The sequence below is a fragment of the Caulobacter sp. ALps2 genome, assembly GCF_058681635.1.
This window is the reverse complement of record NZ_CM178743.1, coordinates 1,904,975-1,931,956: the sequence shown is the minus strand read 5'-3', so window position 1 is coordinate 1,931,956 and position 26,982 is coordinate 1,904,975. Positions and strand designations below refer to the sequence as shown.

33 protein-coding genes are annotated in these 26,982 nt (G+C 68.4%); 12 read left to right on the top strand and 21 right to left on the bottom strand.

Features of this window, described 5'->3' with window-relative positions; translation table 11 throughout:
* Positions 1–8 precede the first annotated feature (8 nt).
* The 4 genes from gloB to ACW173_RS09235 all read left to right on the top strand — a co-directional run bounded on the left by gloB (position 9) and on the right by ACW173_RS09235 (position 3,007).
* Positions 9–758, top strand: coding sequence for a hydroxyacylglutathione hydrolase (gene gloB / locus ACW173_RS09250; RefSeq protein ID WP_492084788.1), 750 nt, complete (start codon positions 9–11; stop codon positions 756–758).
* Complete coding sequence (locus tag ACW173_RS09245) at positions 755–1,222, top strand: cupin domain-containing protein (protein ID WP_492084786.1); 468 nt, start codon at positions 755–757, stop codon at positions 1,220–1,222. Before gloB ends, ACW173_RS09245 begins: the two co-directional genes overlap by 4 nt.
* A 163-nt stretch (positions 1,223–1,385) precedes the next feature.
* Positions 1,386–1,826: a hypothetical protein gene (locus ACW173_RS09240; protein WP_492084784.1), complete on the top strand. Its 441-nt coding sequence runs from the start codon at positions 1,386–1,388 to the stop codon at positions 1,824–1,826.
* An 8-nt stretch (positions 1,827–1,834) separates the two neighbouring features.
* Positions 1,835–3,007: an MFS transporter gene (locus ACW173_RS09235; protein WP_492084782.1), complete on the top strand. Its 1,173-nt coding sequence runs from the start codon at positions 1,835–1,837 to the stop codon at positions 3,005–3,007.
* Here ACW173_RS09235 and ACW173_RS09230 read toward each other — a convergent pair.
* The 4 genes from ACW173_RS09230 to ACW173_RS09215 all read right to left on the bottom strand — a co-directional run bounded on the left by ACW173_RS09230 (position 3,004) and on the right by ACW173_RS09215 (position 7,173).
* Complete coding sequence (locus ACW173_RS09230) at positions 3,004–3,993, bottom strand: LacI family DNA-binding transcriptional regulator (protein WP_492085961.1); 990 nt, start codon at positions 3,991–3,993, stop codon at positions 3,004–3,006. The two genes, ACW173_RS09235 and ACW173_RS09230, sit on opposite strands and share 4 nt — an antisense overlap.
* Positions 3,994–4,228: 235 nt before the next feature.
* Positions 4,229–5,008 carry a DUF4908 domain-containing protein gene (locus ACW173_RS09225; RefSeq protein WP_492084780.1) on the bottom strand — a complete coding sequence of 260 codons (780 nt, stop codon included), beginning with the start codon at positions 5,006–5,008 and terminating at the stop codon, positions 4,229–4,231.
* 144 nt (positions 5,009–5,152) lie between these two features.
* The gene (locus ACW173_RS09220; protein WP_492084778.1) at positions 5,153–5,875 is read right to left on the bottom strand and encodes a beta-ketoacyl-ACP reductase; all 723 of its coding nucleotides are present in this window, start codon (positions 5,873–5,875) and stop codon (positions 5,153–5,155) included.
* A 122-nt stretch (positions 5,876–5,997) separates the two neighbouring features.
* Positions 5,998–7,173: an acetyl-CoA C-acetyltransferase gene (locus ACW173_RS09215; protein WP_492084776.1), complete on the bottom strand. Its 1,176-nt coding sequence runs from the start codon at positions 7,171–7,173 to the stop codon at positions 5,998–6,000.
* 218 nt (positions 7,174–7,391) lie between these two features.
* On the opposite strand from ACW173_RS09215, the gene phaR reads away from it, so the two are divergent.
* Positions 7,392–8,042: a polyhydroxyalkanoate synthesis repressor PhaR gene (gene phaR, locus ACW173_RS09210; protein WP_492084774.1), complete on the top strand. Its 651-nt coding sequence runs from the start codon at positions 7,392–7,394 to the stop codon at positions 8,040–8,042.
* A 73-nt stretch (positions 8,043–8,115) separates the two neighbouring features.
* The gene (locus ACW173_RS09205; RefSeq protein WP_492084773.1) at positions 8,116–8,442 is read left to right on the top strand and encodes a hypothetical protein; all 327 of its coding nucleotides are present in this window, start codon (positions 8,116–8,118) and stop codon (positions 8,440–8,442) included.
* Here the strand turns inward: ACW173_RS09205 and ACW173_RS09200 are convergent.
* The gene (locus ACW173_RS09200; protein ID WP_492084771.1) at positions 8,439–8,747 is read right to left on the bottom strand and encodes a DNA-binding protein; all 309 of its coding nucleotides are present in this window, start codon (positions 8,745–8,747) and stop codon (positions 8,439–8,441) included. The two genes, ACW173_RS09205 and ACW173_RS09200, sit on opposite strands and share 4 nt — an antisense overlap.
* Before the next feature lie 78 nt (positions 8,748–8,825).
* On the opposite strand from ACW173_RS09200, the gene ACW173_RS09195 reads away from it, so the two are divergent.
* Complete coding sequence (locus tag ACW173_RS09195) at positions 8,826–8,891, top strand: hypothetical protein (RefSeq protein WP_125155815.1); 66 nt, start codon at positions 8,826–8,828, stop codon at positions 8,889–8,891.
* 58 nt (positions 8,892–8,949) lie between these two features.
* On the opposite strand, the gene ACW173_RS09190 is transcribed toward ACW173_RS09195, so the two are convergent.
* Positions 8,950–10,230, bottom strand: coding sequence for an acetyl-CoA C-acyltransferase (locus ACW173_RS09190; RefSeq protein ID WP_492084769.1), 1,281 nt, complete (start codon positions 10,228–10,230; stop codon positions 8,950–8,952).
* A gap of 158 nt (positions 10,231–10,388) precedes the next feature.
* On the opposite strand from ACW173_RS09190, the gene hemF reads away from it, so the two are divergent.
* Positions 10,389–11,276: an oxygen-dependent coproporphyrinogen oxidase gene (gene hemF / locus ACW173_RS09185; protein ID WP_492084768.1), complete on the top strand. Its 888-nt coding sequence runs from the start codon at positions 10,389–10,391 to the stop codon at positions 11,274–11,276.
* A 4-nt stretch (positions 11,277–11,280) separates the two neighbouring features.
* Here the strand turns inward: hemF and ACW173_RS09180 are convergent, their stop codons facing one another.
* The 7 genes from ACW173_RS09180 to ACW173_RS09150 form a co-directional block, all read right to left on the bottom strand.
* A complete protein-coding gene (locus ACW173_RS09180; protein WP_492084766.1) occupies positions 11,281–11,925 on the bottom strand; it encodes an Isoquinoline 1-oxidoreductase subunit in 645 nt (214 codons plus the stop codon).
* A 40-nt stretch (positions 11,926–11,965) separates the two neighbouring features.
* Positions 11,966–12,670: a glutamine amidotransferase-related protein gene (locus ACW173_RS09175; protein ID WP_492084765.1), complete on the bottom strand. Its 705-nt coding sequence runs from the start codon at positions 12,668–12,670 to the stop codon at positions 11,966–11,968.
* A 71-nt stretch (positions 12,671–12,741) separates the two neighbouring features.
* Positions 12,742–13,995, bottom strand: coding sequence for a CCA tRNA nucleotidyltransferase (locus ACW173_RS09170; protein WP_492084764.1), 1,254 nt, complete (start codon positions 13,993–13,995; stop codon positions 12,742–12,744).
* A 133-nt stretch (positions 13,996–14,128) separates the two neighbouring features.
* The gene (locus ACW173_RS09165) at positions 14,129–14,788 is read right to left on the bottom strand and encodes a CoA pyrophosphatase (protein ID WP_492084762.1); all 660 of its coding nucleotides are present in this window, start codon (positions 14,786–14,788) and stop codon (positions 14,129–14,131) included.
* Positions 14,789–14,799: 11 nt separating this feature from the next.
* Positions 14,800–15,360, bottom strand: coding sequence for a DUF1285 domain-containing protein (locus ACW173_RS09160; protein WP_492084760.1), 561 nt, complete (start codon positions 15,358–15,360; stop codon positions 14,800–14,802).
* Between the two features lie 32 nt (positions 15,361–15,392).
* Positions 15,393–15,926, bottom strand: coding sequence for a GNAT family N-acetyltransferase (locus ACW173_RS09155; protein WP_492084759.1), 534 nt, complete (start codon positions 15,924–15,926; stop codon positions 15,393–15,395).
* A 64-nt stretch (positions 15,927–15,990) separates the two neighbouring features.
* Positions 15,991–16,035 carry a hypothetical protein gene (locus ACW173_RS09150; protein WP_492085959.1) on the bottom strand — a complete coding sequence of 15 codons (45 nt, stop codon included), beginning with the start codon at positions 16,033–16,035 and terminating at the stop codon, positions 15,991–15,993.
* Positions 16,036–16,170: 135 nt separating this feature from the next.
* Between ACW173_RS09150 and ACW173_RS09145 the strand changes: the two genes are divergently transcribed.
* Entirely contained in the window at positions 16,171–17,439 is a 1,269-nt protein-coding gene (locus ACW173_RS09145) for an MFS transporter (RefSeq protein ID WP_492084757.1), read from the top strand.
* Here the strand turns inward: ACW173_RS09145 and ACW173_RS09140 are convergent, their stop codons facing one another.
* Positions 17,440–17,919: a GNAT family N-acetyltransferase gene (locus ACW173_RS09140; protein ID WP_492084755.1), complete on the bottom strand. Its 480-nt coding sequence runs from the start codon at positions 17,917–17,919 to the stop codon at positions 17,440–17,442. It lies immediately after the preceding gene.
* Here ACW173_RS09140 and ACW173_RS09135 point away from each other — a divergent pair.
* Positions 17,861–18,253, top strand: a complete 393-nt coding sequence (locus ACW173_RS09135; RefSeq protein WP_492084754.1) for a TfoX/Sxy family protein — start codon at positions 17,861–17,863, stop codon at positions 18,251–18,253. The genes ACW173_RS09140 and ACW173_RS09135 overlap by 59 nt on opposite strands.
* On the opposite strand, the gene ACW173_RS09130 is transcribed toward ACW173_RS09135, so the two are convergent.
* The 6 genes from ACW173_RS09130 to ACW173_RS09105 are packed head-to-tail and all read right to left on the bottom strand — an operon-like array spanning position 18,250 to position 22,997.
* Positions 18,250–19,107 (bottom strand): SDR family oxidoreductase, encoded by an 858-nt coding sequence (locus ACW173_RS09130; RefSeq protein WP_492084752.1) that lies wholly within the window; start codon positions 19,105–19,107, stop codon positions 18,250–18,252. The two genes, ACW173_RS09135 and ACW173_RS09130, sit on opposite strands and share 4 nt — an antisense overlap.
* Positions 19,104–19,619 carry a hypothetical protein gene (locus tag ACW173_RS09125; protein ID WP_492084750.1) on the bottom strand — a complete coding sequence of 172 codons (516 nt, stop codon included), beginning with the start codon at positions 19,617–19,619 and terminating at the stop codon, positions 19,104–19,106. Before ACW173_RS09125 ends, ACW173_RS09130 begins: the two co-directional genes overlap by 4 nt.
* The gene (locus ACW173_RS09120) at positions 19,619–20,608 is read right to left on the bottom strand and encodes an SDR family NAD(P)-dependent oxidoreductase (protein ID WP_492084748.1); all 990 of its coding nucleotides are present in this window, start codon (positions 20,606–20,608) and stop codon (positions 19,619–19,621) included. Before ACW173_RS09120 ends, ACW173_RS09125 begins: the two co-directional genes overlap by 1 nt.
* A 36-nt stretch (positions 20,609–20,644) precedes the next feature.
* Positions 20,645–21,415 (bottom strand): enoyl-CoA hydratase, encoded by a 771-nt coding sequence (locus ACW173_RS09115; protein ID WP_492084747.1) that lies wholly within the window; start codon positions 21,413–21,415, stop codon positions 20,645–20,647.
* Positions 21,412–21,855, bottom strand: a complete 444-nt coding sequence (locus tag ACW173_RS09110; protein ID WP_492084746.1) for a MarR family winged helix-turn-helix transcriptional regulator — start codon at positions 21,853–21,855, stop codon at positions 21,412–21,414. Before ACW173_RS09110 ends, ACW173_RS09115 begins: the two co-directional genes overlap by 4 nt.
* Before the next feature lie 44 nt (positions 21,856–21,899).
* Positions 21,900–22,997, bottom strand: coding sequence for an MBL fold metallo-hydrolase (locus tag ACW173_RS09105; protein WP_492084744.1), 1,098 nt, complete (start codon positions 22,995–22,997; stop codon positions 21,900–21,902).
* A gap of 163 nt (positions 22,998–23,160) precedes the next feature.
* Here ACW173_RS09105 and ACW173_RS09100 point away from each other — a divergent pair, with 163 nt between their 5' ends.
* Together ACW173_RS09100 and ACW173_RS09095 are read left to right on the top strand one after the other, a co-directional pair.
* Entirely contained in the window at positions 23,161–24,504 is a 1,344-nt protein-coding gene (locus tag ACW173_RS09100; RefSeq protein WP_492084742.1) for a hypothetical protein, read from the top strand.
* A gap of 87 nt (positions 24,505–24,591) precedes the next feature.
* A complete protein-coding gene (locus ACW173_RS09095; RefSeq protein WP_492084741.1) occupies positions 24,592–25,377 on the top strand; it encodes an SGNH/GDSL hydrolase family protein in 786 nt (261 codons plus the stop codon).
* Positions 25,378–25,388: 11 nt separating this feature from the next.
* Here ACW173_RS09095 and ACW173_RS09090 read toward each other — a convergent pair whose 3' ends face one another.
* Positions 25,389–26,930, bottom strand: coding sequence for an acetolactate synthase large subunit (locus ACW173_RS09090; RefSeq protein WP_492084739.1), 1,542 nt, complete (start codon positions 26,928–26,930; stop codon positions 25,389–25,391).
* Positions 26,931–26,982 lie beyond the last annotated feature (52 nt).

Genomic DNA, 26,982 nt, shown 5'->3' with positions numbered 1-26,982 from the left:
GCAAGCCGATGACCCTGACCGTCCACCAGTTCCCGTGCCTGTCCGACAACTACGGCTTCCTGATCCGCGACGAGGCGAGCGGGAAGGTCGCGACGATCGACACGCCCGACGCCCAGGCGATCCTGACCGAGCTGGACAAGCTGGGCTGGAGCCTGGACCTGATCCTCAACACCCACTGGCACCCGGACCACGCCGGCGGCAACGCGGCGCTGAAGGCGGCCACCGGCGCGACCATCGCCGGCCCCGCCGAGGTGACCCGCATCGCGCCGCTGGATCGGACCTTGAGCGGCGGCGACACGATCGCGCTGGGGGAGACCAGGTTCGACGTCATCGACAGCGGCGGCCACACCCTGGGCCACATCACCTATCACGACACGGCGGACGGCGTCGCCTTCGTCGGCGACACCCTGTTCGCCCTGGGCTGCGGCCGCCTGTTCGAGGGCACGCCCGAGCAGATGTGGGAGTCGCTGAGCCGCGTGGCCGACCTGCCCGACGACACCACCGTCTACTGCGCCCACGAATATACGGCCTCGAACGCTCGCTTCGCCCTGTCGGTCGACGACGACCCGGCCCTGAAGGCGCGAACCGACCAGATCTTCGCCGCCCGCGAACGCGGCGAGCCGACGGTGCCAACCACGATCAGGGCCGAGAAGGCCACCAATCCGTTCCTGCGCGCGCCCCTGCTGCGGCCCGACGCCGCGACGCCAGCCCAGGCCTTCGCCGAGATCCGGGCCGCCAAGGACAGCTTCAAGGGATGAGCGCCAGCGTGACCGACAAAGCCATTTCGGGCGACCTGGGCGCCAAGGAAATCATCCGGATGCTGGACCTGGCGCCGCATCCCGAGGGCGGCTGGTACCGGCGGACTTTCCAGGACGAGCCCGGCCCCGATGGCCGCCCGGCCTCGACCTGCATCTATTTCCTGCTGGAGGCCGAGCAGGTGTCGGTCTGGCACCGCGTCGACGCGGTCGAGACGTGGCACTGGTACGCCGGCGCGCCGATCTCGATCAGCCTGTCGCCGCCCGACGGCAAGGGCGTCACGGCCTCCGTGCTGGGTCCCGATCTGCGGGCGGGTTGCCGCCCTCAGGTGGTCGTGCCGAAGGACTGGTGGCAGACCGCCGTCAGCCTGGGCGCCTGGACCTTGGTCGGTTGCACGGTCGCGCCGGGATTCCGCTTCGAGGGTTTCGAGATGGCCGCCCCCGACTGGAGCCCGTCGAAGGGGTGAGCAGCCGCCGGCTCCCGTCTCCCTCCGTCCCCGCGTCAACCTGTCGCGGGTCCCCAAACGGGGTCCCCATAGTGGGTAACTTGGTCGCATGGCGTCGTTCTGTGAGCCATGCAATCCTTTTCTGGTCGCGCTATAGCGCCGACCCAGGGGAACCAAGTAACCAATGTCCGAAGAGTACATGAACGCTCGCGCAGCCACCCGCTACGCGACGGATTACATCCTGCGCTGGGTCGAAATCGCCAATGAAGTCCACGGGTCTGACCTGCTGTACGCGCTCGTTTTCACCACCCTGTGGGCCGGCAATTGCTCGCACATCCGGGGCGGGGTCTATGGCGATGTCGAGGACATTCCGCCCGACCACGAGCGTCGTCCGCTGACCGTGCGCCAGGTCGCCGACTCCCTGGGCCTGCCCTATGAGACCGTGCGCCGCCGCTTCGTCGAGATGCTGGAAAAGGGCATGGCCCAACGCGTCGGCCGAGAAGGCTTCATCGTACCCGCCTCGGCCCTGGCCCGCCCCGAGGTCGTGCAAGGCTTGAAGCGTTCGCACATCAGCCTCACCCGTTTCCTCAAGGAACTGAAGACGATCGGCGTCGAGGCGGCCTAAGGCCCCTCGTGCCCGCCGCCGACCGCGCCCTGCGAGGCCTTGCCTGGCTGATGTTCCTGGTCACGGCCATGACGACCAATGTCGTGGGCGTGCTGATCCCGGAGGTCGCCAGGGCCCACGGTCTGAACCTGACCCAGGCCGGCGGCCTGCAGTACGCCACCATGGCCGGCGTCGCCTTGGCCGGCCTGTTCCTGGGCGGCATGGCCGACCGGCGCGGACACCGCGCGACCGTGCTTGTCGGCCTGGCCCTGTTCGCCGCGGCTTCGGTCCTGATCGCCTTCAACCGCGCCCTGGCGCCGCTGCTGGTCCTGCTGTTCGCCAGCGGCCTGGCCATCGGCGTCTTCAAGACCGGCGCGATCGCCCTGATCGGCGACCTGGCCCGCTCCCCGGCCGACCACATCCGGGAAATGAACATCGTCGAGGGTTTCTTCGCCCTCGGCGCCATCGCCGGCCCGCCGATCGTGGCGCGGCTGCTGGCGGCGGGCCTGCCCTGGACCGCCCTGTACGGCCTGGCCGGAACCCTGACCCTGGGCCTGCTGCTCTTGGCGCTGGTCGTCCGCTTCCCCGCCGCCCGGCCAGCGACCTCGCCCGAACGCGCCGGCATGATCGCGACCCTGGCGATCGCCCGCGACCGGCGCGCCCTGGGCCACGGGGCCTGCATCTTCCTGTATGTCGGCGTCGAGACGGCCGTCTATGTGTGGATGCCCGCTCTGCTGGCGGCCGACGGCGCGGCGACCCTGCTGCCCGGCGCCTGGGCGCTGTCGACCTTCTTCGTGCTGCGCGCCGTGGGCCGCTTCGCCGGCGCCTGGACGCTGGAGCGCCTGGGCTGGGCGCGGACCCTGGCCGTCTGCGGCGCGGCGGTGCTGGCCTGTTTCGCGGGCGCCCTGGCCGGCGGGCGCCAGGCCGCGGCGACCCTTTTGCCGCTGTCGGGCCTCTTCATGTCGGTGCTTTATCCGACCCTGAATTCGCGGGCGATCAGCGGCTTTCCGACTGAACGGCACGGGGCGGCGGCGGGCTTCATCCTGTTCGTGACCTGCTTGTCGGCCGTTTTGTCGCCGCTGGCGATCGGCGCCGCCAGCGACGCGTTCGGCGGGCCACGCGCCGGCTTCGTCCTGGCGACGGGCATGGCGTTGGCCCTGGCTGGCGCCCTAGCCTTCAACGCCGCGGGGAACCGCGCCTAGACGCTGCTGCCGCGCACCACCAACTCGACCGGCGCCAGGACCCCCGCCGCGTCCTCGCCAGCCATGCGGCGGAACAACAGGTCGACCATCGCCCGCGCGCCGAACGCCAGGTCCTGGCGCACGGTGGTCAGGGGCGGATTGCTGTGGCGGGCCAGGACGATGTCGTCGAAGCCGACCACCGCCACGTCTCCGGGCGTCGTCCTGCCGGCCTGGTGCAGCGCACCGATCACCGCCAGGGCGATGACGTCCGAGAAGGCGAAGACGCCGTCGAACGGAACACCGGACGCCAGGAAGGCGCTCGCCGCCTCCTGGGCTTCTTCCATCGTATAGGGCGTGGGCGCGACCAGGGCCGGATCGAACGGCAGCCCCGCCTCGGCCAGGCCTTTCTTGTAGCCTTCGAACCGTAGAGCCGCCTCGGGCGCGTCCGCGGCGCCGAAAAAGGCGATGCGCTCGCGACCGGCGGCCGCCAGGTGAGCGACGGCCAGGCGACCGCCCTCGACATTGTCGCTGCCCACCGCGCAATAACGCTGGCCCGGCAGCTGGGCGCCCCAGACCACCATGGGCTTGTAGTTGTCGGCGACGGCGTTGAGGGCGTCGTGCTGGGTGCTCTGGCCGATCAGCACCAGGCCGTCGGCGCGGTGCGACTGGATGATCCGGTCCAGCCAGCCGGCCTCCGTGACGATCACCTTGTTCAGCAGCACCGCATAGTCGCGGCGGGTGATCTCGTCGGCCAGGCGGCCCAGCATCTCCAGGAAGAACGGGTCCGAGATCAGCTGCCCGGCCTCGTGGGCCAGGGGGATGATGACCCCGATGGTGTCTGTCTTGCGCAGGCGCAGGGACCGGGCCGACTGGTTGACCACATAGCCGTGGGTCTGGGCGATCTCGACGATCTGGTCGCGCAGGGTCTTGGGAATCAGCGGATTGCCGGCCAGGGCGCGCGACACCGTCGAGATCGACACCCCCGCCATGCGGGCGATGTCAGCCATCTTCAGGCGGCCACGTTCGGGCGCCTCGGCGATATCGGGGCTATCCATGAGGAGACAATAGAACCTTGCGTACGCGCGAAAAGCCTCGCTGGCGTCGCATTACGCGCGGTTGTACGCGGTGCGCGGCGCCAGGAGGCCGAGACAGCGAACACCGCTATCCGACCTCGGTAAACGGCGATTGAGCGCTTATGGTTACGCTTGCAAGATTTGCAAAGCCATTCCCGTAAGCGGTTGATCAGCGGTTGATCACCTTGATGATGCGCTTGGAGGACGGCCGTCCGGCAACGCCCTGTGTGGGTGAATAGGTGATGGTTAGGGAGCCATCCTTCAGCGAGGCGGCGGGCTTGTGCCCCTCGGCCAGCAGCACCCGGACGATGCGCGAGATCACCGAGCGGTCGCCCTTGCGGGCCATGCGCTCGAAGGCCTCGGCGACGACGGTGGCGGAATCGGCGGCCAGGACCGAGGTCTCCGGGCGCACATCCTCGACGGTCGAGAACTCGATGTCGCGCTGGGCCGCGCGGCTGGCGCGGGCGGTGGCGATGCGGACCCGCTGGACGAAGACGCTGAACGACAGGATCGACGGCGGCTGGATCGACGTGGCCCGGCCCGACAGCGCCGCGGCCGCTCCCATCGGGGCGTCGTCGGTGAACAGGATCACGCCGCCCAGCTTGGTCACCCGCAGCACGGGCTCGCCCAGGTCGTTGCGGTAGATGACGTCGCCGCGCGAGGCGGCCTGGGCCGACAGCACCCAGACCTCGGCGCTGTTGTCGAACTTCATCAGCGGACGCGGCGCGGCCTGGTCGAAGATGAAGCCGCCGCCGGCTTCGGAGACGTAACGCGCCACGGGCGGGGCTGTGAGTCTGCGGGCCTCCGCCGGGCCCTTGTGGCCGAGCAGGGCGTCCCGCAGCGAGTGCGGCTGCTGGGCGTTCGCGGACGCCGCCATGAGCATCAGAGCTACGATCGTCAGGGACGTTCGCGCCCCCCAATCACCTAGCTCCGCCTTACAGAATTTCATGCGATCCGTACTGCCCGCCGACTGGGGCGAATCTTGGACGTGTTAACGTCCAAACCCCGAAGCCACGCGCATGAGGCCAAACAGCAACAGTGGCCGTCAAGTCCAGGCTTCGGGGAAGGTCCTTTGGCCCAATGGACCCAGGGGTCAGGCCATGTACTGGCCGCCGTTCAGGCTGAGCGTCGCGCCGGTCACGAAACCGGCCCGCTCGCCCGAGAGGAACGAGACCATGTCGGCGATCTCCTCGCCCTTGCCAAGGCGGCCCACCGGGATGCCGGCGATGATCTGGGCCAGCACGTTCTCCGGCACCGCCGCCACCATCTCGGTGTCGATATAGCCGGGGCAGATCACATTGACCGTCACGCCCTTCTTGGCGTTCTCGAGCGCCAGGGCCTTGGTGAAACCGATCAGGCCGGCCTTGGCGGCCGAATAGTTGGTCTGGCCCATCTGGCCCTTTTGGCCGTTGATCGAGCTGATGTTGACGATCCGGCCCCAGTTGCGCTCGCGCATGCCCTCGATCACCGGGCGGGTCATGTTGAAGGCCGAGTCCATGTTGACCCGGATCACTTCCGACCACTGCTCGTAGGTCATCTTGTGCAGCATGCCGTCACGGGTGATGCCGGCGTTATTGACCAGGATGTCGATGGGGCCCAGCTCGGCCTCGACCTTCTTGACGGCGGCGGCGCAGTCGTCGAACGAGCCGACATTGCCCTTCACCACCATCACGCCCAGGTCCTTGGCGCAGGCCGCGGCCGCTTCTTCGTTGCCGGAGTAGCCCGCCGCCACCTTGTGGCCGTCGGCGATCAGCCGTTCACAGATGGCCCGACCGATACCGCGGGTGCCGCCGGTCACGAACGCAACTCTCGTCATCTGATCTCTCCCGATCGCGATTTTTCTTATGGTTCACGTGATCCGCACGCGCCAGCAAGAGCTGAAGCGCGCGGCCACGGTTAAGGTTGCGAGACGTTTTTGTTTCAGCCGATCTCTTCTTCTCAGAGCGCCTCGACGCACATGGCGACGCCCATGCCGCCGCCGACGCACAGGGTGGCCAGACCCTTCTTGCCGCCCGAGCGCTTCAGCTCGTGCACCAGGGTGGTCAGGATCCGAGCGCCCGACGCGCCGATCGGGTGGCCGATGGCGATGGCGCCGCCGTTGACATTGACCTTGGCCGGGTCGAGGCCCAGCTCGCGGACCACGCACAGCGACTGGGCGGCGAAGGCCTCGTTGCTCTCGACCAGGTCGAGGTCCGAAACCGACCAGCCGGCCTTTTCCAGCGCCTTCCTCGAGGCCGGGATCGGGCCGGTGCCCATGATCGCGGGATCGACGCCGGCATTGGCCCACGAGGCGATGCGCGCCAGGGGCTTCAGACCGCGCTTCTCGGCTTCCTCGGCGCTCATCAGCACCAGGGCGGCGGCGCCGTCATTGAGGCCCGAGGCGTTGGCGGCGGTGACCGAGCCTTCCTTGTTGAAGACGGGCTTCAGGCCCTGGACGCTTTCCAGCGTCGCGCCGTGGCGGATGAACTCGTCCTTGTCGACGATGGTGTCGCCCTTGCGGCCCTTGATGGTGACCGGGACGATCTCGTCGTCGAACTTGCCGCCCTTCTGGGCCGCCTCGGCCTTGTTCTGCGAGGCGACGGCGAACTTGTCCTGGTCTTCGCGGGTGATCTGCCAGCGGCTGGCGATGTTCTCGGCCGTCTGGCCCATGTGGTAGCCGTGGAAGGCGTCCCACAGGCCGTCCTTGATCATGGTGTCGACGAACTGCAGGTCGCCCATCTTCTGGCCGCCGCGCAGGTTCTGGGCGTGCGGGGCCTGGCTCATGCTCTCCTGGCCGCCGGCGACGACGATCCTGGCCGAGCCGTCGGCGATCTGCTGGGCGCCCAGGGCCACCGCGCGCAGGCCCGAGCCGCACAGCTGGTTCAGGCTCCAGGCCGGGCTCTCGACCGGCACGCCGGCCTTGACCGAGGCCTGGCGGGCCGGACCCTGGCCGGCGGCGGCCTGCAGCACCTGACCCAGGATCACCTCGTCGACATCGGCCGGCGTGATGCCGGCGCGCGAGACCGCGGCCTCGATGGCGATCTTGCCGAGGTCGGAGGCGGGCAGGCTGGACAGCGCCCCGTTGAACGAGCCGACCGGGGTGCGGGCGGCGGAGACGATGACGATGTCGCTCATGGAAAGCTCCCGTGACGTTCTGACGTGACGCCTTCGCGGTTGCGGCGCCCGTGCTTTTGCGATGCAGCATCCAACATGCACACCGCGACGGCGTTCGTCACGGGCACATTTTCACGCCTTGGCGACAGCTCCAAGTCATCAGACCACTGGCGCCATGCCTTTGCATTAGCGATAGTGCGGTGCGAGAAGCGGACCGAACCGCTACCCTAGGGAACGAAATGTCCGAGAACCCTGAACAAGGCGAAAAGTCCGCCGGCGCCGAGAAGGCGGCCGGACAGCGCGTAATCATCAAGAAATACGCCAACCGTCGCCTCTACAACACGGCCTCGTCGTCCTACGTGACCCTCGAACACCTGTCGGACATGGTGAAGGAAGGCGTCGACTTCGTGGTCTATGACGCCAAGTCCAATGACGACATCACCCGCTCGGTCCTGACCCAGATCATCTTCGAGGAAGAGAACCGCGGCGGCGGTCAGAACCTGCTGCCCATCCAGTTCCTGCGCCAGCTGATCGGCTTCTACGGCAACTCGATGCAGGCCTTCCTGCCGTCGTACCTGGAAATGTCGCTGGAGAGCTTCACCAAGCAGCAGGAACGCATGCGCGGCCAGTTCGCCGGCCTCACCCCCGGCAAGATCCCGGGCATGGGCGTCTACGAAGAGCAGATCCGTCAGAACATGGCCCTGTTCGACCGGGCCATGAAGATGTTCTCGCCGTTCGCCTATGTGCGCCCCGAGGACGCCGGCGCCGCCCCGGCCGAGCCCGCGCCGACCCCGGCCGCCGCGCCGGCGGGCGACGACTCCTTGGCCGACCTGAAGCGCCAGATGGAAGCGATGCAGGAGCAGCTCGCGAAACTGGCGAACAAGTCTTAACCCCAGTCTTAACCCCAGTCTTAACCAAGCCGGTCCAGGCGATCTTAACCGTCTCGGCTCTACGGTTTCGGGTATGAACGGCCCGATCGATCCTCTTCGACGCTCTGGTCCCGCGCGCCGCGCCTTGCCGGCGCCGCGTGAGGGCGGTCGTCCCGAGACCGAAGAAGAGGTCGTCTTCATCGTGGAGGATGACGCCCCCCCACCGCGCCAGGAACCCCCGCGTCGCGAAGGCTTCGCCGCCTTCGCCGCCCATGTCATGGGCCAGTCGGGTCAAAAGCGCGGCCTGCGCGGTGGGCAGGAAGTGCTCGATACGGCCAGATCGACCTATCTCGGGACGGAATATTCCGGGCCGGCCGATCGCCGTCCCCAAACGGGCCTGCTGAAGAAAACCAAGATCTAACGTTTCAGGCGGGCCAGCTCGGCCTCCAGGGCCGCGACCCGCGCCTCCAGCGCCGCGATGCGCTGACTATCGCTCAAGGGCAGCGGCCGCACGCCCGCGCGTGACGCGGCCTCGGCCGGCGTCACGCCGAGAAGTTCAGCGAAAACAGACACCTCCCGCGTCGATAGCTCGCGCTGGTCCTTGAAGGCCAGGGCCAGGTCGGCCTCGCTCATGCCCGCCGCCGCGGCCAGCACTCCGCGCGACAGGCCGCGCTGGGCCAGGCGCTCGTCGTACCAGGCGGCGTCGAAGAACAGCGCCATCAGCACCGCCCCCTTGGGGAACCGACCGGTTGGCGCCGGTCTTGCTTAATCGAAGGTGAACTCAAACGCCGCGAGCCCGCCATGCTGTCCGTCGCCATCCGCATCTTCGACGTCGCCGTCGTGGCTCTGATCTTCACGGCCCTGACCTAAGCTTTTTTGTTGTCGCGTGGCGGGCGCCAAAACCGGCGTCCACTTTTGGCTGCCACGCTTAAGCCGACTCCAGCAGCATCATCGTGCCCTGACCGCCGTCGGCGCAGATGCTGACGATGGCGCGCTCGCCCTTCGGACGGGCGGCCAACTCCTTCACAGCCTGGCTGAGGATGCGCGCCCCGGTGGCCCCGAACGGGTGACCCAGCGCCAGCGACCCGCCGTACGGGTTCATCCGCTCACGCGGGAATTCTCCCAACGCCGCCGTGACGCCAGCCTTGTCGGCCAGGAACTTCGGGCTCTCCCAGGCGGCGATGTGCGACAGCACCTGGGCCGCGAAGGCCTCGTGGATCTCCCATAGCGAGATATCGGCATAGGTCATGCCGTTGCGGGCCAGCATGCGCGGCACGCCATAGGCCGGAGCCATCAGCAGGCCCTCGTGGCGCAGGTCGATCGAGGTGACTTCGTGGTCGACGATCTTCACCTTCGGCGTCTCGGACGGCAGGCGGGCCATGCCGGCCTCCGACCCGACCCAGATCGCCGCCGCCCCATCGGTCAGGGGCGAGGAATTGCCGGCGGTCAGCGTGCCCTTGCCGCTGGTCTTGTCGAAGGCGGGGCCCAGCTTGGCCAGCTTCTCCAGCGTCGAGTCCTTGCGCGGGATGGTGTCGCGCTTGGCGCCGCCGATCGGGATGACCAGGTCGTCGAAGAAGCCCTCTTCCCAGCCCTTCACCGCGCCCTGATGGCTGGCGAAGGCGACGGCGTCCTGGTCCGCGCGGGTCAGCCCCCATTCCTTGGCCGTGATCTCGGTGTGCTCGCCCATGGACAAGCCCGTGACCCGGTTGGCGACCTTGGGAATGAAGAGCCTGACGTCCTTGAGGTTCAGCGCGCCCAGGGCCCGCAGACGCTGGCCGCCCGTCTTGGCGCCCTGGAACTCGCGGATCCAGTCCGACAAGGCGACCGACAGGCCGATCTGCACCCGGCTCATGCTCTCGACACCGCCCACCAAAGCGAGGTCGCGACCGCGCCCGTCGATCATGCCCGACGCCTCGATCGCGCCGATCATGCTGGTCGAGCAGGCCATGATCGTCGAGAAGGCCGGAATGGTCGGATCGGCGCCGGCGTCCAGCAGCACCTCGCGGGCCAGGTTGCTCCAGGTCAGGTTCGGAATGACCGTGCCCCAGACCGCGAAGTCGGGCTTGGCGCCTTTCGCCAGCATGGCCTTCACGACCGGCACGGACAGCTCGATCGCGTCATACGAGGCCAGCGGCCCGTCGACCTTGGCGAAGGGGGTGCGGACGCCCGAGGCGATCCAGACGTTGGAAGCGGATTGGGCGACACGCATGACGAACTCCGGGGCGGCGGAAACCTTGACCTAATATGGGATGGCGCGCGGCTTCTTGTCGAATTTCGCCATGACTTGCCGCGAGTTTCGGCTCCGGGCTCTCCCTTAGGCGCGGCGCCCGATTTGCGCGCGGACGCCGGGCGGCTTAATCCGACAAGATGAGCACCGATCAAGACCTCGAAACCCAGGATCTGAACGCCAAGAAGGCTCGCGCCAAGGCGTGGTTCGAAAGCCTGCGCGACCAGATCTGCGCGGCGTTCGAACAGCTCGAGGACGCGGCGCCGGCCGACCTCTATCCCGGCGCGCCCGGCCGCTTCGAGAAGAAGCCGTGGGACCGCGCGGCGGGCGGCGGCGGCGTCATGGGCATGATGCACGGCCGCCTGTTCGAGAAGGTCGGCGTCCACGTCTCGACGGTGCACGGGACCTTCACGCCCGAGATGGCCAAGACCGTGCCCGGCGCGGCCGATGACCCCCGGTTCTTCGCCACCGGCATCAGCCTGATCGCGCACATGACCAATCCGCGCGTGCCGGCCGTGCACATGAACACCCGCTTCATCGCCACGACCAAGAGCTGGTTCGGCGGCGGCGGCGATCTGACGCCCCTGCTCGGCTATCAGCGCAACCAGGACTTCCCGGACGCCGTCGACTTCCACGCCGCCTATCAGCGGGCCTGCGACAAGTACGATCCAGCCTGGCACGCCAAGTACAAGGCCTGGTGCGACGAGTACTTCTTCCTGCCTCACCGCAACGAACCGCGCGGCATTGGCGGCATCTTCTACGACCACCACGACAGCGGCGACTGGGAGCGCGATTTCGCCTTCACCCAGGACGTCGGCCGGGCTTTCCTGGAAATCTATCCGGACCTGGTCCGGCGGCGGATGGGCGAGGCCTGGACCGCCGACGAGCGTGAACAACAGCTGGTCCAGCGCGGTCGTTATGTCGAGTTCAACCTGCTGTACGACCGCGGCACGATGTTCGGCCTGAAGACCGGCGGCAATGTCGAGTCGATCCTCAGCTCGATGCCGCCGACGGTGAAGTGGCCGTGAAGGCCTAAGCCGTCGGGCACTTCGCGCCGGTGTCGATCCAGGCCTTGATCAGCTCACCGAACCGAGCCTGGGTCCCCGGCGCGGGGATACGGCCGGCGCCGGGGTTCCAGGCCCAACCGACAAGGTGGTCCTGAGCCATGTGGTGGTGCAGCTCGGCCATCGACTTGCCGCCGTTGGTCGCCGGGTTCTTGATCTGGCCGCAGATCTGGCCCAGCGACTTGCCCTGCCAGGCCATCTCGGCCGGGGCGAGCGCCCACTTCGGATCACCGGGGATGCTTTTGATGTCCTGGCCCCAGGTCGGGACGTTCTTCTGCCCATGGCACGAGAAGCACGCCAGGCCGGCCGGGCCGTGACCGCTGTCGCCAGCCACCATCGGCGGATTGTGCGGATGCAGGTCGTCGCCCTGAGTGGGCGCGCGCTGCACCGGGTGGCAGTTCAGGCAGCGCGGGCTCTGGATCACCTTGCCCGCTTCCTGGAACAGCGCGACCGATCGCGCGGCCGGATCCTTGATCGACTGGAAGCTGGCGGCGGTCTTCAGGACGGCCGGCGCGGGCTTGGCGGCCGCTTCGGGCGCGGCCTGAACGCTGGCGACGATGGCGCCGGCGGCGGCAAGCGCTCCGGCCAGGATGACGACGGTAGCGGCGCGCATGGGCGTTCTCTCCGGTGGTTCCGGACTCGAACGCTCCAGCTTACCCCCGGGTTTCCTGGGCCAGGAAACGCCCGATCCACTCGGCCATCCGGGTGCGGTCGTTGTCGGCGCCCAGGCTGGCGATCGCCGCGTCGGCCTGCTCGTCGGTGAAGCGGGTCCCGCGCCGGGCCTCGATCAGGGCCTTGGCGTAGGCCGGCGAGAATTCCGGGTGGAACTGCATCGAGATGGCCTTGGCGTCGTCGTAAGCGAGAATGCCGTTGGGGGTGAAGGCGCTGCCGGCCAGCACGCGCGCGCCCGGCGGCAGCTCGACCACCTGGTCCTGGTGCGAGCCCGGCACGGCGACGTGGCCGGCGGCGTCCATCCACGGCTCGCGCGCCGCGACCTCATAGGCCTGCAGGCCCACGCCCCAGCCCTTGTCGGATTTGATCACCTTGCCGCCGAACGCCTCGGCCATGATCTGGTGACCAAAACACACGCCGACCATCGGCCGCTCGCCCTTGATCTCGAGCAGGAAGGCCTTCAGCGGCTCGATCCAGGGCAGCGGATCATAGACCCCGACCGCCGAGCCGGTGATGACATAGGCGTCGTTATCGGCCGGATCCGCGGGCAGCTCGCCCTGCTGGACGTCGTAGACGGTGTAGCTGTGCTCGGGACCCAGCAGCGCCTCGAACATCGCCGAATAGCTGCCGTAAGTCTCCGCGAGGTCGCCCGGCGGATTGCCGGTCTCGAGCAGGCCGATCTTCAAGACACCCCTCCGACTTCCTTGCTTGGCGCGCGATTTGTCGCCGAACCGGCTCCCACTTCGCGCTTGCGACGCTAGTAGACCATCCCTTGAGCGACAGCCTTCAGACGCTCGATAGCGCTGAACTTGTCCTCGATGAAGTCCTGGTCGATCCACCAGATCTCGATCTCGCGCATCACGTCCCCGACGAGAGGTCCCTTGGGCACGCCAGCCTTCATGATCTCGTCGCCCGACAGCGGGAAGGTCGGCGGCGTCCAGGTCTCGGCCAAGGCCAGCAGCGCCCGCCATTGCGGGGCCGTGGAGTCGCGGCCCGAGCCGGCCCAGGCCAGCTTGATCCGATCACAGAAGGTGCGCGCACCCAGTCCATAGACGGCGCGGCGGGCCTCGCGCGGGCTCATCCACGAAACGACGCGCGGGTTCTTGCCCACCGCGTCGACGATGCGGTCGCGGACGTTGTTGGGCAGGCGCAGGCGCTCGGCCAGCTGCTCGGCGACCTTGGGATCGTCCGGGATCAGGGCGGCCAGGCGCAGGTCGGGATCGTTCTCGAACAATTGCTCGGTCTCGATGGCGACCAGGGCCTCGAAGCGGGCCAGCGATTTGACCGACGGCAGGATCGAGCCGAGCACCGCCGTGGCGGCCATCAGGCGGAAGGCCGGGCGCGGATCTTCCGCGGCCAGCATCTTCATCAGTTCCTTCTGGGTGCGCTCGGCGGCGCGGCCCGAGACCATGCCCTTCAGCGCCTTGCAAGCGGCCAGGGCCTTCTGGTCGGCCTCGCCCTTGCCGTACCAGGCCTGGAACCGGAAGAAGCGCAGGATCCGTAAGTAGTCCTCGCGGATGCGGGTCATCGGATCGCCGACGAACACCACCCGCCCCTCGTGGGCGTCGGCGACCCCATGCCCGGTGGGATCGTAGAGATGCCCCTCGACGTCGGCATAGATGGCGTTGAAGCGGAAGTCGCGCCGCTCGGCGTCTTGCCCCCAGTCCTGGGTGAAGGCCACCACCGCCCGCCGGCCGTCGGTCGAGACGTCCTTGCGAAGGGTGGTGATCTCATAGGGACGGCCGCCCGACAGCGCCGTGATCGTGCCGTGGTCGACGCCGGTCGGAATGGCGCGCAGACCCGCCTGCTCCAAGGCGTCGATCACCAGGTCCGGCGTCAAGGTCGTGGCGATGTCGATGTCGTCGACCGGCTTGCCCATGATGGTGTTGCGCACGCAGCCGCCGACGAACCGCGCGCAGCCCGGATAGCCGCGCGCCTCCAGGGCGGCGATCACCGCCTTCGTCTCCGGCGAGGTCATCCACGGCGCGGGGCCGATCGTTTCAGTGTTCACGCCTGTTCCCACTCATGCGTTTCAAAGCGTGATAGCCGAAAGTGCGCGCGGTTTCGGCGGCCATCACGCTCCCAAGGATTTGCCCTTCAAGGGGCGACATTGTTAGGCCAGGAGACCCTATCTTCGCCAGCGCTCAAACACCCTGTTCGGAGGGGTCACGACCGGTTTCGTCGTAAAGCGCCTCGTACAGCGAGCGAAGCATGCCCGCCGTCGCGCCCCAGATGAACCGATCGTTCCAGGGCATGGCGTAAAAGTGACGGCGCGCGCCGTCCGGCGCCTCGCGGTGCTGGCGTTGGTGGTTGGCCGGATCCATCAGGAACTCGAACGGCGTCTCGAAGACGTCGGCGACCTCCTCGGGGCTCGGAACGAAGGTCGCCTTCGGATCGACGAAACCGACCACCGGCGTCACATAGAAGCCGGTCACCGTCTGGTAGCCATGCAGCAGACCGGCCAGCGTCACGAAAGACGGGTCCAGCGCCACCTCTTCCTGAGCCTCGCGCAGGGCCGTCTCCCAGGGCAGCTCGCCCGGATCGCAGCGGCCGCCGGGGAAGGCGATCTGGCCGGTGTGGCTGCGCATGGTGTCTGACCGACGGGTCAGCAGGATCGTCAGGCCATCCTGGTGCTCGATCAGCCCCACCAGCACGGCGGCGGGCCGCAGGGCGTGCGGATTGTCGACCTTCAGTCCCGGATTGAGGTCGTAGTCGGACCGCATCGGGTTGGCGAGACTGGGATCATAGTCCGCGATCGGATGCAGACGGCTCATGACCCAAGCGCGCCTATCCTCGCGAGACATGGCTTCTCGTGTCATGCCGGCGCCGATCCGGGCGGGGCGATCGGGAAGAAGGCGCCGTTCGAGGTCACGCCCCAGGTGTCGCCATCCAGGCTCGCCATCTCGGCCAGTTCGTAGAACACCGGGCGAGCGATCAGAGCCTCCAGGCCGCGACGGACATGCACGTAAGGACGCGGCTCGCCGGTCTCGGCGTCAATCTCGACGCGGATCTTGTTCTCCGGCCCAGCCTCGACCGTGTCGCCAACATTGGTCTGGAAGATCAACGCCTCACCCACGCGATCAACGCGCGTGGCGATGAACGGCGCGTCCTCGACCGTGATCTTCATTTTCTCGACGGGCGTGACCAGATGGTAGCCGTCCGGATCGAGCCGCAGCACGGTCGAGAACAGCCGCACCAGAGCCTCGCGGCCGATCGGCGAGCCCTCGTGGAACCAGACCCCGTCCTTGCGGATGCGGATGTCGATCTCGCCGCAATGCTCGGGATGCCACAGATGCACCGGCGGCAGGCCGCGAGCGCCCGCCGCTTTCGCGGCCTGGGCGACGCCTTCCAAGCCTGGCTTCGGAGCATCGGTCATCACTGATCAGTTAGGCCGTATGGCCCTTCCGCTCAAGCGCGCGGATCGATCGCGACCAGACCCGCGAGACCTTCGTCCCCAGCTTCCGCCAGCGGCAGCAGCAGCACGCGACGCTGATCCACCGGCCCGGGCATGACGACGCCAGCCGTGTGGGCGTTGGTGAAGCCGACTCGACCGAAATAGGGACCGTCGCCGACCAGCAGCACCGCGCGCCAGCCAGCGGCGCGAGCCGCCTCGACGGCGCTTTCGACCAGGGCTTGGCCCAGACCCGCGCTGCGCTCGTCGGGATCGACGGCCAGCGGACCGAGGAAGGCGACCGGTTCGCCGCCGATGGTCACTGGCCACATGCGGCAGCAGCCCACCGGCGCGCCGTCGCGGACGGCCACGAACGAGCAGTCGGAAAGCGGGGTGTTGCCCTCGCGCAGGCGCTCGGACGACTTGGCGAAACGGCCTGGTCCAAAGACCCTGTCGATCAGGTGGGTGACGGCCGCCTCCATCGCCGGGGTCTCGTGGACCAGCGAGGGATAGGCGGGCGCGGGGGAAACGGTCTTTTGAACGGAAGTCATCGGCCTTCGGGAAATGCGAAAGAACGTCGGGGGCTCCCGACGCGAAGGCGCGACCGGGAGGGCTTCAGATCGTGGCGCTTTCGCGCGTCATTCGTCGCAGGCGTCGCATGCCCGACATTCCTCAATGCCGCGGATCGTGGCTTCGCCACGCTCCGAGGCTCCAAAAGATGCGCGCGCTGTAGGGCCAAGGCTTTCCCAGGTCAATAACGTTGCGGTGCGACAGCTTGGCCCTATGTTCGGCGCCATGTCCGATCCAGCGTTCCCGGCCGCAGAGCCCGCCCCCGACACGTCTACCCGCGCCCTGTTGCGGGAACGTGACTTCGTCCTCTTCTGGGTGGCGCGTTTCGTTTCCACCCTGGGCGTGCAGATCCAGTCGGTGGCCCTGGGCTGGCAGGTCTACGCCATCGCCCGCCTGACCCACTCGGTCGGCGAGTCGGCCTTCATGGTCAGCATGATCGGCCTGGCCCAGTTCGCGCCGCTGTTCCTGCTGACCCTGATCGCCGGCGAGACCGCCGACCGCCGGACCCGCAAGCTGATCGTCGCCGCCACCCTGTGCCTGGACGCCATCAGCGCCGGCGCCTTGCTGACCCTGGCCCTGATGGGCTCGCATCACCTGTGGCCGATCTTCGCCATCTCGGTGATGTTCGGCGCCAGCCGCGCCTTCCTGTCGCCCGCCAGCAGCGCCATGGGGCCCATGCTGGTGCCGCGTCCGCTGTTGCCGCGCGCCATCGCCTGGAACTCGCTGTCCTGGCAAAGCGGCTCGATCATCGGTCCGGCCCTGGGCGGCCTGTTGCTGATCCACTCGCCGGCCCTGGCCTTCGGCGCCGCGCTGGCCCTCTATCTGGTCGCCGCCCTGCTGGCCCTGGCGATTCGCAAGAACACCAGGCCCGAGACCCAGCCCGGCTCGCGCGTCGAGCTGATCAAGGAAGGCTTGGCCTATGTCTGGAACAACAAGATCGTCTTCGGCTCGATCTCGCTGGACCTGTTCGCGGTGATCCTGGGCGGGGCCACGGCTCTGCTGCCGGTCTTCGCCAAGGACGTGCTGCACATCGGCCCTGGAGGCTTTGGCCTGTTGCGGGCGGCGCCGGCCATTGGCGCCTCGTTGGTGGGGATCTACCTGGCCAGCCAGCCGATCCGCCGCCATGCCGGCCGGATCATGTTCGCGGGCGTGGCCGTCTTCGGCCTGGCGACGGTGGTGTTTGGCCTCTCGAAACTGGTGTGGCTGTCGGTCGCGGCCCTGGCCGTCCTGGGCGGGGCCGACATGCTGTCGGTCTATGTCCGCCAGACCCTGGTCCAGATCGTCACGCCAGACGCCATGCGAGGTCGCGTCGCCGCCGTCTCGGGCGTGTTCATCAGCGCGTCCAACGAGCTGGGCGAGGTCGAGAGCGGCGCCGCGGCCTGGTTGCTGGGCCCGATCGGCGCGGCGGTGTTCGGCGGCGTCGGCGCCATGGCGGTCACGGCCGCCTGGGCCTGGCTGTTCCCCGACCTGCGCAAGGCCGACCGGCTGGAGTAGCTAGACGCCCGCCAGCTCGCGGATCCCCTCGCCCGTCAGGCGGCGGATCAGCCACTCGTCCATCGTGGCCGCGCCCAGGCTGTCATAGAAGGCGATCGACGGCGCGTTCCAGTCCAGCACCGACCATTCGAAGCGCCCCAGGCCCTCGTCGACACAGCGCCTGGCCAGGTTGACCAGCAGCGCCTTGCCCGCCCCCGAGCCCCGCGCCGAAGGCCGCACGAACAGGTCCTCCAGCCAGATCCCGTGCCGGCCGACAAAGGTCGAGTAGTTGTAGAACCACAGCGAAAAGCCGACCGGCTGGCCATCCAGCTCGGCGATGTCGGCGAAGGCGCGGGGATTGTCGCCGAACAGGGCGGCGGCGGTATCGGCTTCGCTGGCCGTCACCGTGTCGAGCAGCTTTTCATAATCCGCCAGATCGAGGATGAACTGGTGGATCAAGGCGGCGTCTGCGGGCGTAGCGGTGCGGACGGAAACAGGCATGGCGGTCTCTACGGACTATCGGGACTTCGTTCTGGAGCAACTGGCCCCGCTGGGCCACATCACCTCGCGCCGCATGTTCGGCGGAGTCGGCGTCTATGCGAACGGCCTGTTCTTCGCCTTGATCGACGACGACACCCTGTACCTCAAAGGCGATGACGCGCTGAAGCCCGAGTTCGAGGCCGCCGGCTCGCACGCCTTCGACCCGTTCGGCGAGGGCAAGCCGATGGCCTACTGGGCCGCGCCGGCCGAGGCCTTGGACGACCAGGCGTTCCTGCTGGAATGGTCGCGCAAGTCGCTGGAGGTCGCGGCGCGCAAGTCAGCCAAGAAGCGCTAGCCGATCGTCACCCCCGGCGGCGGCTCGCTGCTTTCCGGCACGAAGAAGTCCGGCATCAGGGTCGCGGCCGGATCAACCTTGTACTGGTCGAAGTCGCGGACGCCCTGGCCGTACAGGAACGTGTCGTCGATCAGGAACTGGCCCGTCAGCTCACGCGACGGCTTGTTGAAGATCGCATAGGCCGCGTCGGCCATGATCTCGGGCGCGCGGCAGTGGCGCAGGCCCTCCTCGCCGGTCAGGGCGAACTGGATGGCGGCGGTGGCGATGCCGGTGCGCGGCCACAGGGCGTTGAAGGCGATCCCATCGCTCCTGAATTCCTCGGCCATGCCCAGCACGCACATCGACATGCCGAACTTGGCCATGGTGTAGGCCACGTGCGAGCCGAACCAGCGCGGCGACATGTCCAGCGGCGGCGACAGCATCAGGACGTGCGGGTTCGCCGACTTCTTCAGGTACGGAATGCAGGTCTTGGAGGTCAGGAACGTGCCGCGCGTATTGATCTGATGCATCAGGTCGTAGCGCTTCATGTCGGTCGACAGCGTACCCGTCAGCGAGATGGCCGAGGCGTTGTTGACGCAGATGTCGATCCCGCCGAACTGGGCGACGGCCTTCTCGACCGCCTCCTGGACATTGGCCTCCTCGCGCACGTCGACCACCAGGGGCAGCGCCTGGCCGCCCGCGTCCTCGATCGCCTTGGCGGCGGTGTAGATGGTGCCCGGCAGCTTGGGGTGAGCCTCGGCCGTCTTGGCGGCGATGACGATATTGGCCCCGTCGCGCGCGGCGCGCAGGGCGATGGCCAGGCCGATGCCGCGCGAGGCGCCGGTGACGAAGAGGGTCTTGCCCTTGAGACTCATGCGGGTTCTCCACGCGCTTTGATCAGATCGAGGCCGGCGATGATGAAGCCCACGATGAAGCTCATCTTGGCCACGTGCGCGACGGGACCGTGATCCTTCAGAGCCAGCCCCGCAAGACCGATGACGAGCGCGGCGATCCAGAGGCCGGCGGGGATACGGAACAGCTTGGCCCGCGACAGGTCGATCGCCCAGACCACCATGCCGATCGACCAGACGCTGGAGGCGATCATGTAGGACGCCGCGCCGAAGATCTCGGCCGACGAGGTCCGCACCAGCATCACCCCCAGCAGGGCCAGGACAAAGCCCGTCAGGCCCAAGGCGCTCGCGCGCCGATGGCTCGCCGACCACACGCCCAGCATGCCGAACAGCAGCAGCAGGTCGATGATCACGTAGACGAGGTGCGGCCACGGCGCGACGAGACGCGGATAGATCAGGAACGGCGCGATGATGTCGATGACCGCGCCGACGATCGTGGCGGCGCCGGCCAGGCGCAGGACGGTGCGGCTCCGCATCAGGCGCCCGCTCCGACGGTCTTCACCGACAGATCCCACAGACGATCGGCCGCTTCGGGGTCGAGCGCGTGGGGCATGACGCCGTTCCAGGGGCGCTCCTGGCTCCACGGGACGGCCTGGTTGCAGTCCTCCAGATAGAGCCCGCCGACGCCTTCCAGCTCATCGCCCACCGCCGCCCAGACGCTGGTCGCCGCGCCCTGCTCGGTGGACTTGAAGCCCTCTCGCGGCTTGTCGTTCTCGTCCAGCCAGCCCATGGCCCGCTGTTCCTCGATGGTCATGTGCCGCTGCAGCGGGGTCATGATGCCGCCGGGCATGACGGCGTTGGCGTTGACGCCCTGGTCCTTGAACCGCTTGTCGAAGCCGACCGCGAACAGGCTGTTGGCGGTCTTGGCCTGGCCGTAGGCCTCCCACTTGTCGTAGGGGCGATGCTCGTAGTTCGGGTCCTCGAAGTTCACCCCGGCGCGGCGGTGACCGATCGACGACAGCGACACGAGCCGCGAGCGCCTGCCGCCCTTTCCATCGAAAGAAGGGGCCTTGGCGCCGGCGACTAGGTTCGGCGCCAGCAGCACCGACAACAGGAAGTGGCCCAGGTGGTTGGTCCCGAACTGCATCTCGAAGCCGTCGGCGGTGCGCATCAGCGGACTGGCCATGACACCGGCGTTGTTGATCAGCAGATCGACCGGCCGGTCGCCCCAGCGATGGGCGAAGTGACGGATGGCCTCCAGGCTGGCCAGGTCCAGCATGCCGAAGCTGACCCGCTTGAGGCCCGCCTCTTCGTTGATCTGGTTGGCGACCTCTTCGCCCAGTTCCGGCTTGCGGGCGGCGATGATCACCTCCGCGCCGGCCAGGGCCAGGGCTCGCGCCGTCTCGACGCCGATGCCGGTCGCCGCGCCGGTGACGATGGCCGTGCGGCCCGACAGGTCATGACCCGCCGCCACCTCGCGCGCCGTCGACTTCGCCCCGAAGGGCGAGGTGATCCGATCCGCCATGTCGATCCTCCCAGATCGTTCTGTTGTTGGGTGAGCTTAGCCCACCTTCGAGAAATCCGGCGGCCTGCGCTCCATGAAGGCCATGAAGGCCTCGCGGGCTTCGGCGGTCTTGAGGCGTTCGCCGAACAGCGCGCCTTCGGTGTCCATCAGCTCGGCGATCTTCTCGGCGTCGCGCATCAGGCGCTTGGTGGTCGTCAGCGCCCCCAGCGGACGGGTCGCCAGCTGGTCGGCGGCGGCGCGGGCGCGGGCCCGCAGGTCGCCGGCCTCGGCCGAGCCGTTGGCGATGCCCCAGGCCACGGCGGTGCCGCCGTCGATCGCCTCGCCCAGGGCGAACATGGCGTAGGCTCGGGCATGGCCGATGCGGGCCGGCAGCAGCCAGCTGGACGCCGCTTCCGGCACCAGGGCCAGGTTGACGAACGGCACGGTCAGGCGCGCGTCCGGCGTCACATAGACCAGGTCGCAGTGCAGCAGCATGGTCGTACCCACGCCCACGGCCTGGCCATGGACGGCGGCGACCAGCGGCCGGGTGGCGTTGGCCAGCGCCTTCAGGAAGCGGATCACGTGGCGCTCGCCGGTGAAAGCCCCCGTGGCCTGGCTGGCGAAGTCCTGCAGGTCATTGCCGGCCGTGAAGCTGTCGCCGTCGGCCTGGAAGATCACGACGCGCACGGCCGGATCCTTCTCGGCCGCCTCCAGGCTGTCGGCCAGCACGCCGTACATGTCGTTCGACAGGGCGTTCTTCTTTTCCGGACGCGCCAGGGTGAGAGTCATCACGCCGGCGTCGATCTCGACCTTCACGTGCTGGGTCATTGCTGGTCTCCCTTGGGAAGCTTGGTCTGCAGGCTGGAGAGCCAGCGCGCGACGACGCCGATCTCCTCGTCCGTGAAACCTTCGGTCAGATGGGCGTTGATGCCGTCCAGGCCGGCCTTGGCGGCCTCGCGGGCGGCGCGGCCCTTGTCGGTCAGGTAGAGGCGCATGGCGCGTCCGTCCTTGGGGTCGGCGCGACGCTCGACCAGCTCGGCCTTGGTCATGCGGTCGATCAGGCCGGTCATGGCCGAAGGCGCCAGGTCCAGGGCGTCGGCGGCCTCGCCGATCAGCGCCCCGTCCCGCTCACCCAGATAGAACAGCACCCCCGACTGGGCGGCGGTCAGCCCGCCCTTGGCCGCCATCTTGCCCTCGATCCAGCGCTGCACGCGCCGGTGGCCGGCGTTGAGCAGGAAAATCAGGCGGCGGTCGGCGGACACGGGCATGTCCGCAGATTATGTTTCGTATGCGAAATGTCAAACAGTCGTTTCTAGTCGTCGTTAGAAATCGCGGCGTACCAGGCCACCCCCTCCGCATCGATCTCGCGCCGGATGCGGCCGCGACCGATCAGGCAGTTGAGGTGCGCCAGCGCCTCGCCCGTGGCCATGCCCAGCAGATCCGGGCCGATCGGCCGCGCGAACAGGGCTCCGAAGGTGTCGACCACCCGCTTGGGCTCGGCCAGCTTCTTTTCCAGGCGGGCAAGGCCCCGCTCGTGCCCGGAGATCAGGCCGTCGACCCGGGTGTGCAGTCCCTCGAACGGATCGTTATGAGCCGGCAGCACGATGACGTCGTCGGGCGCCGTCGCCTTCACCTTGGCCAGCGAGCGCAGCCAGTCGCTCAAGGGATCCGCGTCCGGCTCGGTCGGGAACACCGAGACGTTGGACGAGATGCGCGGCAACACCTGGTCGCCGGAAATGAAGACGTTCAGATCCGGTTGCCACAGGCAGGCGTGGTCAGGCGAGTGCCCCTGCCCCGTCACCACCCGCCAGGTCTTGCCGCCGATGTCGAAGTCCTCGCCGTCCGACAGTCGGCGATAGCTGTCGGGCAGGGCGTAGATCGCCTTGCCGAAGCCGCCGAAGCGGGCCTTGTAGTTCTCGATGGCGTCCTCGTCCCAGCCCGCGGCGTGGAAGAACTGGACCCCGTCCTCGGGCGCCTCGCGGCCGGTGTCGGCCACCAGCATCCGGCACTGGAAATATTCCAGCCGCGTCATCCACAGCCGGCAGTCGAACTTGCGCGTGATCCAGCCGGCCAGGCCGACATGGTCGGGATGCAGATGGGTGCAGATCACCCGGGTGACCGGCTTGCCGCCCAAAGCTCCGCCGAAGGCGGCTCTCCAAGCCTGGCTCGTCTCGCGAGTCTGGACGCCGGTGTCGACCACCGCCCAGCCCTCGCCGTCGGCGATCGCCCAGACATTGATGAATTGCAGCGAGCCGCCCAGCGGCATGCGCAGCCACAGGACGCCTGGCGCGACCTCGACCGCCTGGCCCGAGCCCTGCTCGGGCGCGGTCTCGAACGGGTAGACCAGCCGCCCGATCTTCTTGGGTTCCTGAGCCTCTCCGGCCGCCTCGTCTTCGAATCCGTCGCGCATTCCGTTCCCTTCAGACGTCGTTCAACCGACGCTCATCCTTGATTTGACCCATTTTTTGCCTCCGAACCCAGTCATCATCACGCCCAGGTCGGACGGTATCTTGACCCCTAGTACCGGCACGCGCTTATGTCCGCGCGAGGAATCCACCCAGGAGACATTTCCCATGAAGCGTTTCGCGATCGGCCTGACGGCCGCCCTCGCGGTCGCCATTCTGACCCCTGCCGTCGTTATTTCGGCGCAGAAGGAAGAGAAGGGCAAGCCCGCCGCTGTCGACGCCAAGGCGCGTGAAGCGGGCATGAAGGACGCCCCGGCCCTGATCCAGGCCAGCGGCGCCGGCTGCACGGTTTCGGACGCTCGCTTCATCGGCGAGGACAAGAAGGCCGGCGCTAAGTACTACGAAGTCGCCTGTAACGAGGGCATGGGCTTCGCGCTGATCGCCAAGAAGGACGTCGCGCCGCAGATCTACACCTGCCTGGAATCGAGCCAGCCGGGTCCGGACGGCAAGGTGGGCGGTCTCGCCTGCGTGCTGCCCGGCAACGCCAACCCTGGCGCGGGCCTGGCTCCGTTCGTCAAGAAGGGCGGCGTGACCTGCGATATCGAAAACACCCGCGCCATCGGCTCGGGCGCCAAGAACTCGTATTTCGAAGTCGCCTGTAAGGGCGGCAGCGGCTACGTCGTCCAGACGGTCTCGCCGCTGAACCTGAACGGCGAAGTCGTGGTCAACAGCTGCCTGCTGTACGAGGAAGGCGGCAACGTCAGCTGCAAGCTGACCAACCGCCAGACCCAGCTGGCCGTCGTCGACACCCTGAACGGTTCGGCCGGCGTCAGCTGCGCCATCAAGGACAAGCGCTACGTCCTCAGCACCAAGACCGACAATTATTACGAGGTCTCGTGCCAGGACGGTAAGGGCTACATGTACCAGCAGACGGCGACGACCGGCGCGTTCGCCCGGGCCATCCCCTGCGCTCAGGCCAGCTTCGTCGGCGGCGGCTGCACCATGACCGACGCGGTGGCGGCGCAGACCGAACAGGCCGGCTTCTACAGCAAGCTGGCGACCAAGGCCGGCTTCCCCTGCGACGTCGAGAAGTACGGCATGCTGCCGACCAACGACCCGAAGAAGGAAGTCGTCGAGCTGAAGTGCAAGAACAGCGAAGTCGGCGGCATCGCCGTGTTCACCGCCACCGGCGGCATGGTGTTCGACTGCCTGTCGGCCGAGTTCAACGGCTATCGCTGCAGCTTCTCCAAGAAGGACACTCAGTACGCTCGCCTGAGCCAGGACCTCGTCGGGTTCAACAAGGCTTCGTGCAAGGTGTCGGACGCTCGCGTGATCGGTTCGACCGACACGGAAGGCTTCGTCGAAGTCGCCTGCTCGGACGGCCTGCCGGGTTGGGTGCTGGGCTATCCGACCGGCGTCGCCAAGCCGGCGGCGAAGGAGTTCCTCTCCTGCGCCCAGGCCAAGGGCATCGGCGGTGGCTGCAAGCTGCCGACCAACAAGGTCAAGGGCTGATCCCGGCCTAGAGCTTGAACAAGTCAGCCCGCCCGGAGCAATCCGGGCGGGCTTTCTTTTTGCCTAAAGTCCTGGCTAGCTCCGGCCATGCTTCGCACGCTGACCCTCGCCATGGCCTTGATCGCCGCGACCGCCGCCCAGGCCGGCGAACGCTATGTCTCGATGGGCAGTTCGTATGCCGCCGGCCTGGGCGTCGCCCCATACCAGGCCGGCGCGCCGGCCCGTTGCGCGCGGTCGACGCGGAACTACGCCAGCCAATTGGCCGCCAAGCGGGGCCTGACCCTGGTCGATGTCGGGTGCAGCGGGGCGAAGACCTCGGCGATCCTCCAGCCGTGGGGTGAACTGCCGGCCCAGATCGACGCGGTGACGGCCGACACGGCCCTGGTCACGGTCACCATCGGCGGCAACGACATCGGTCTGGTCGGCGGCCTCTACGGCGCCTCATGCCGCGAGCTGGGCCAGGCCAATTGCGCGCCGGCGACCGCCCCGACCGAGGCCGACTATGCGACCCTCCAGACCGCCATGACCGGCATGGTCGCGGCCATCCGCGAGCGGGCGCCGAAGGCCCGGATTCTGCTGGTCGAGTATCCGACCATCCTGCCGGCCAGCGGTGTCTGCGCCGCCACGCCGATCACCGATGCGGACGCCGACGCGGCTCGCGCCAAGGCCGCGCGCCTGCTGGCCGTCACCCGCGAGGCCGCCGCGTCGGGAGGCGCCACGGTGATCACCACCTCGGAGTTCAGCCGCGGCCACGACGCCTGCGCGGCGCAACCGTGGATGAACGGCTATCCGGCGCCCGGCGCCGCCCCCTATCACCCGAACCTGGCGGCCATGACCGCCATCGCCCAGGCGCTGGACGCCGCCCTGCCCTAGCGGCCATTTCTCTAGTTCAGCGCCGCCTCGATCAGGCGCGGACCCGGCGTGGCCATCGCCCGTGCGAAGGCCTCGTCGAAGGCCTGCGCCGTCGCGGCCCGTTCGGCGGCCATGCCCATGCCCTGGGCGATCTGGACCCAGTCGATGCGCGGATCGCCCAGGTCCAGCAGCCGCGAGGCCGCCGGCCCCGGATTGCCCGCCCCGGTGCGGCCCAGCTCGATGCCCAGGATGCGGTAGGCGTGGTTGGCGAAGACCACGACCGTCACGTCCAGCTTCTCGCGGACGATCGTCCAGAGGCCCTGCACCGTGTACATGCCCGCCCCGTCGCCGGTCAGGGCCAGGACCTTGCGGTCGGGGCAGGCCACCGCCGCGCCGATCGCCAGCGGGACGCCCTGGCCGATCGCGCCGCCGGTCAAGGACAGCCAGTCATGGGCTCGCGCCGCCTTGGTCTGGGTGAAGATCGGCAGGCCGGCGGTCACCGCGTCGTCCGAGATCACCGCGCCGGTCGGCATGTGCTTGGCGATCGAGGCCCCGATGGCCCAGGCGTCGAAGCGGCCGGCCGGCGCGTCGGGCGCGGCATAGGTCTCGACCGGGCCCGCCGCCGGCGCGCCGACGGCGTCGGCCAGGGCGTTCAGCGCCGCCGCCGCGTCGACCTCGCGACCGCACAGGGTCTCGACCGAGCAGTGCTCGGGCACGAGCACGCTGGGCCGGTCGGGATAGGCGAAGAAGGCCACCGGCCGCTGGGTCGAGACCAGGATCATCAGGTCGACGCCCTCCAGGTCCTTCAGGGCCTGCTCGGCGAAATAGGGCAGCTTGTCGGGGCGGAAACGACCCTCGCCCCGCGCCTGACGAGCGGTGAAGGTGTCGGTGAGCACCCGCGCGCCATGCGCCGCCAGGCGGCCGGCGGCGGCCAGGGCGGTCTCGCCACAGGCGCCCGAGCCCAGCAGCAGGACCGGCTTCTTGGCGAAGGACAGCGCCTTGGCCACGCTTTCGACGGCCGCCTTGTCGGGCTTGGCGAAAACCGGCGGCGTCACCACCGGCCCCTTCACGGTGGCCTCGTTCCAGGCCGCGTCGGCGGGCAGGACCAGGCAGGCGTTGCCGCCTGGCGTTCCGTAGCTGGCGACGATGGCCTCGGCGGTCAGCGGGCCGACGCTGTCGGCGCTCTCGGCCGACTTGACCCAGACCGAGTTGGGGGCGGCCAGGGCGGCGATGTCGCTGTTCAGCGGGGCGTCGAAGCCTCGGTGATAGGTGGCGTGATCGCCGATGACGTTGACGATGGGGGTGTAGGCTCTGCGGGCGTTGTGCAGGTTGGCCGCGCCGTTGGCGTAGCCGGGACCCAGGTGCAGCAGGGTGCAGGCGGGCTTGCCGGCCATCCGGCCATAACCATCGGCCGCCCCGGTCGCCACGCCCTCGAACAGGCACAGCACGCTGCGCATGCGCGGCTCCCGGTCCAGGGCCGCGACGAACTGCATCTCGCTGGTGCCGGGATTGGCGAAGCAGGCGACGACCCCGTTGTCGGCCAGGGTGGTGATCAGGGCGTCCGCGCCGTTCATGGCCTTCTCCGTACCGCTTCCGCGTTCTTCCGACATTTCCGCACGGGTCTCA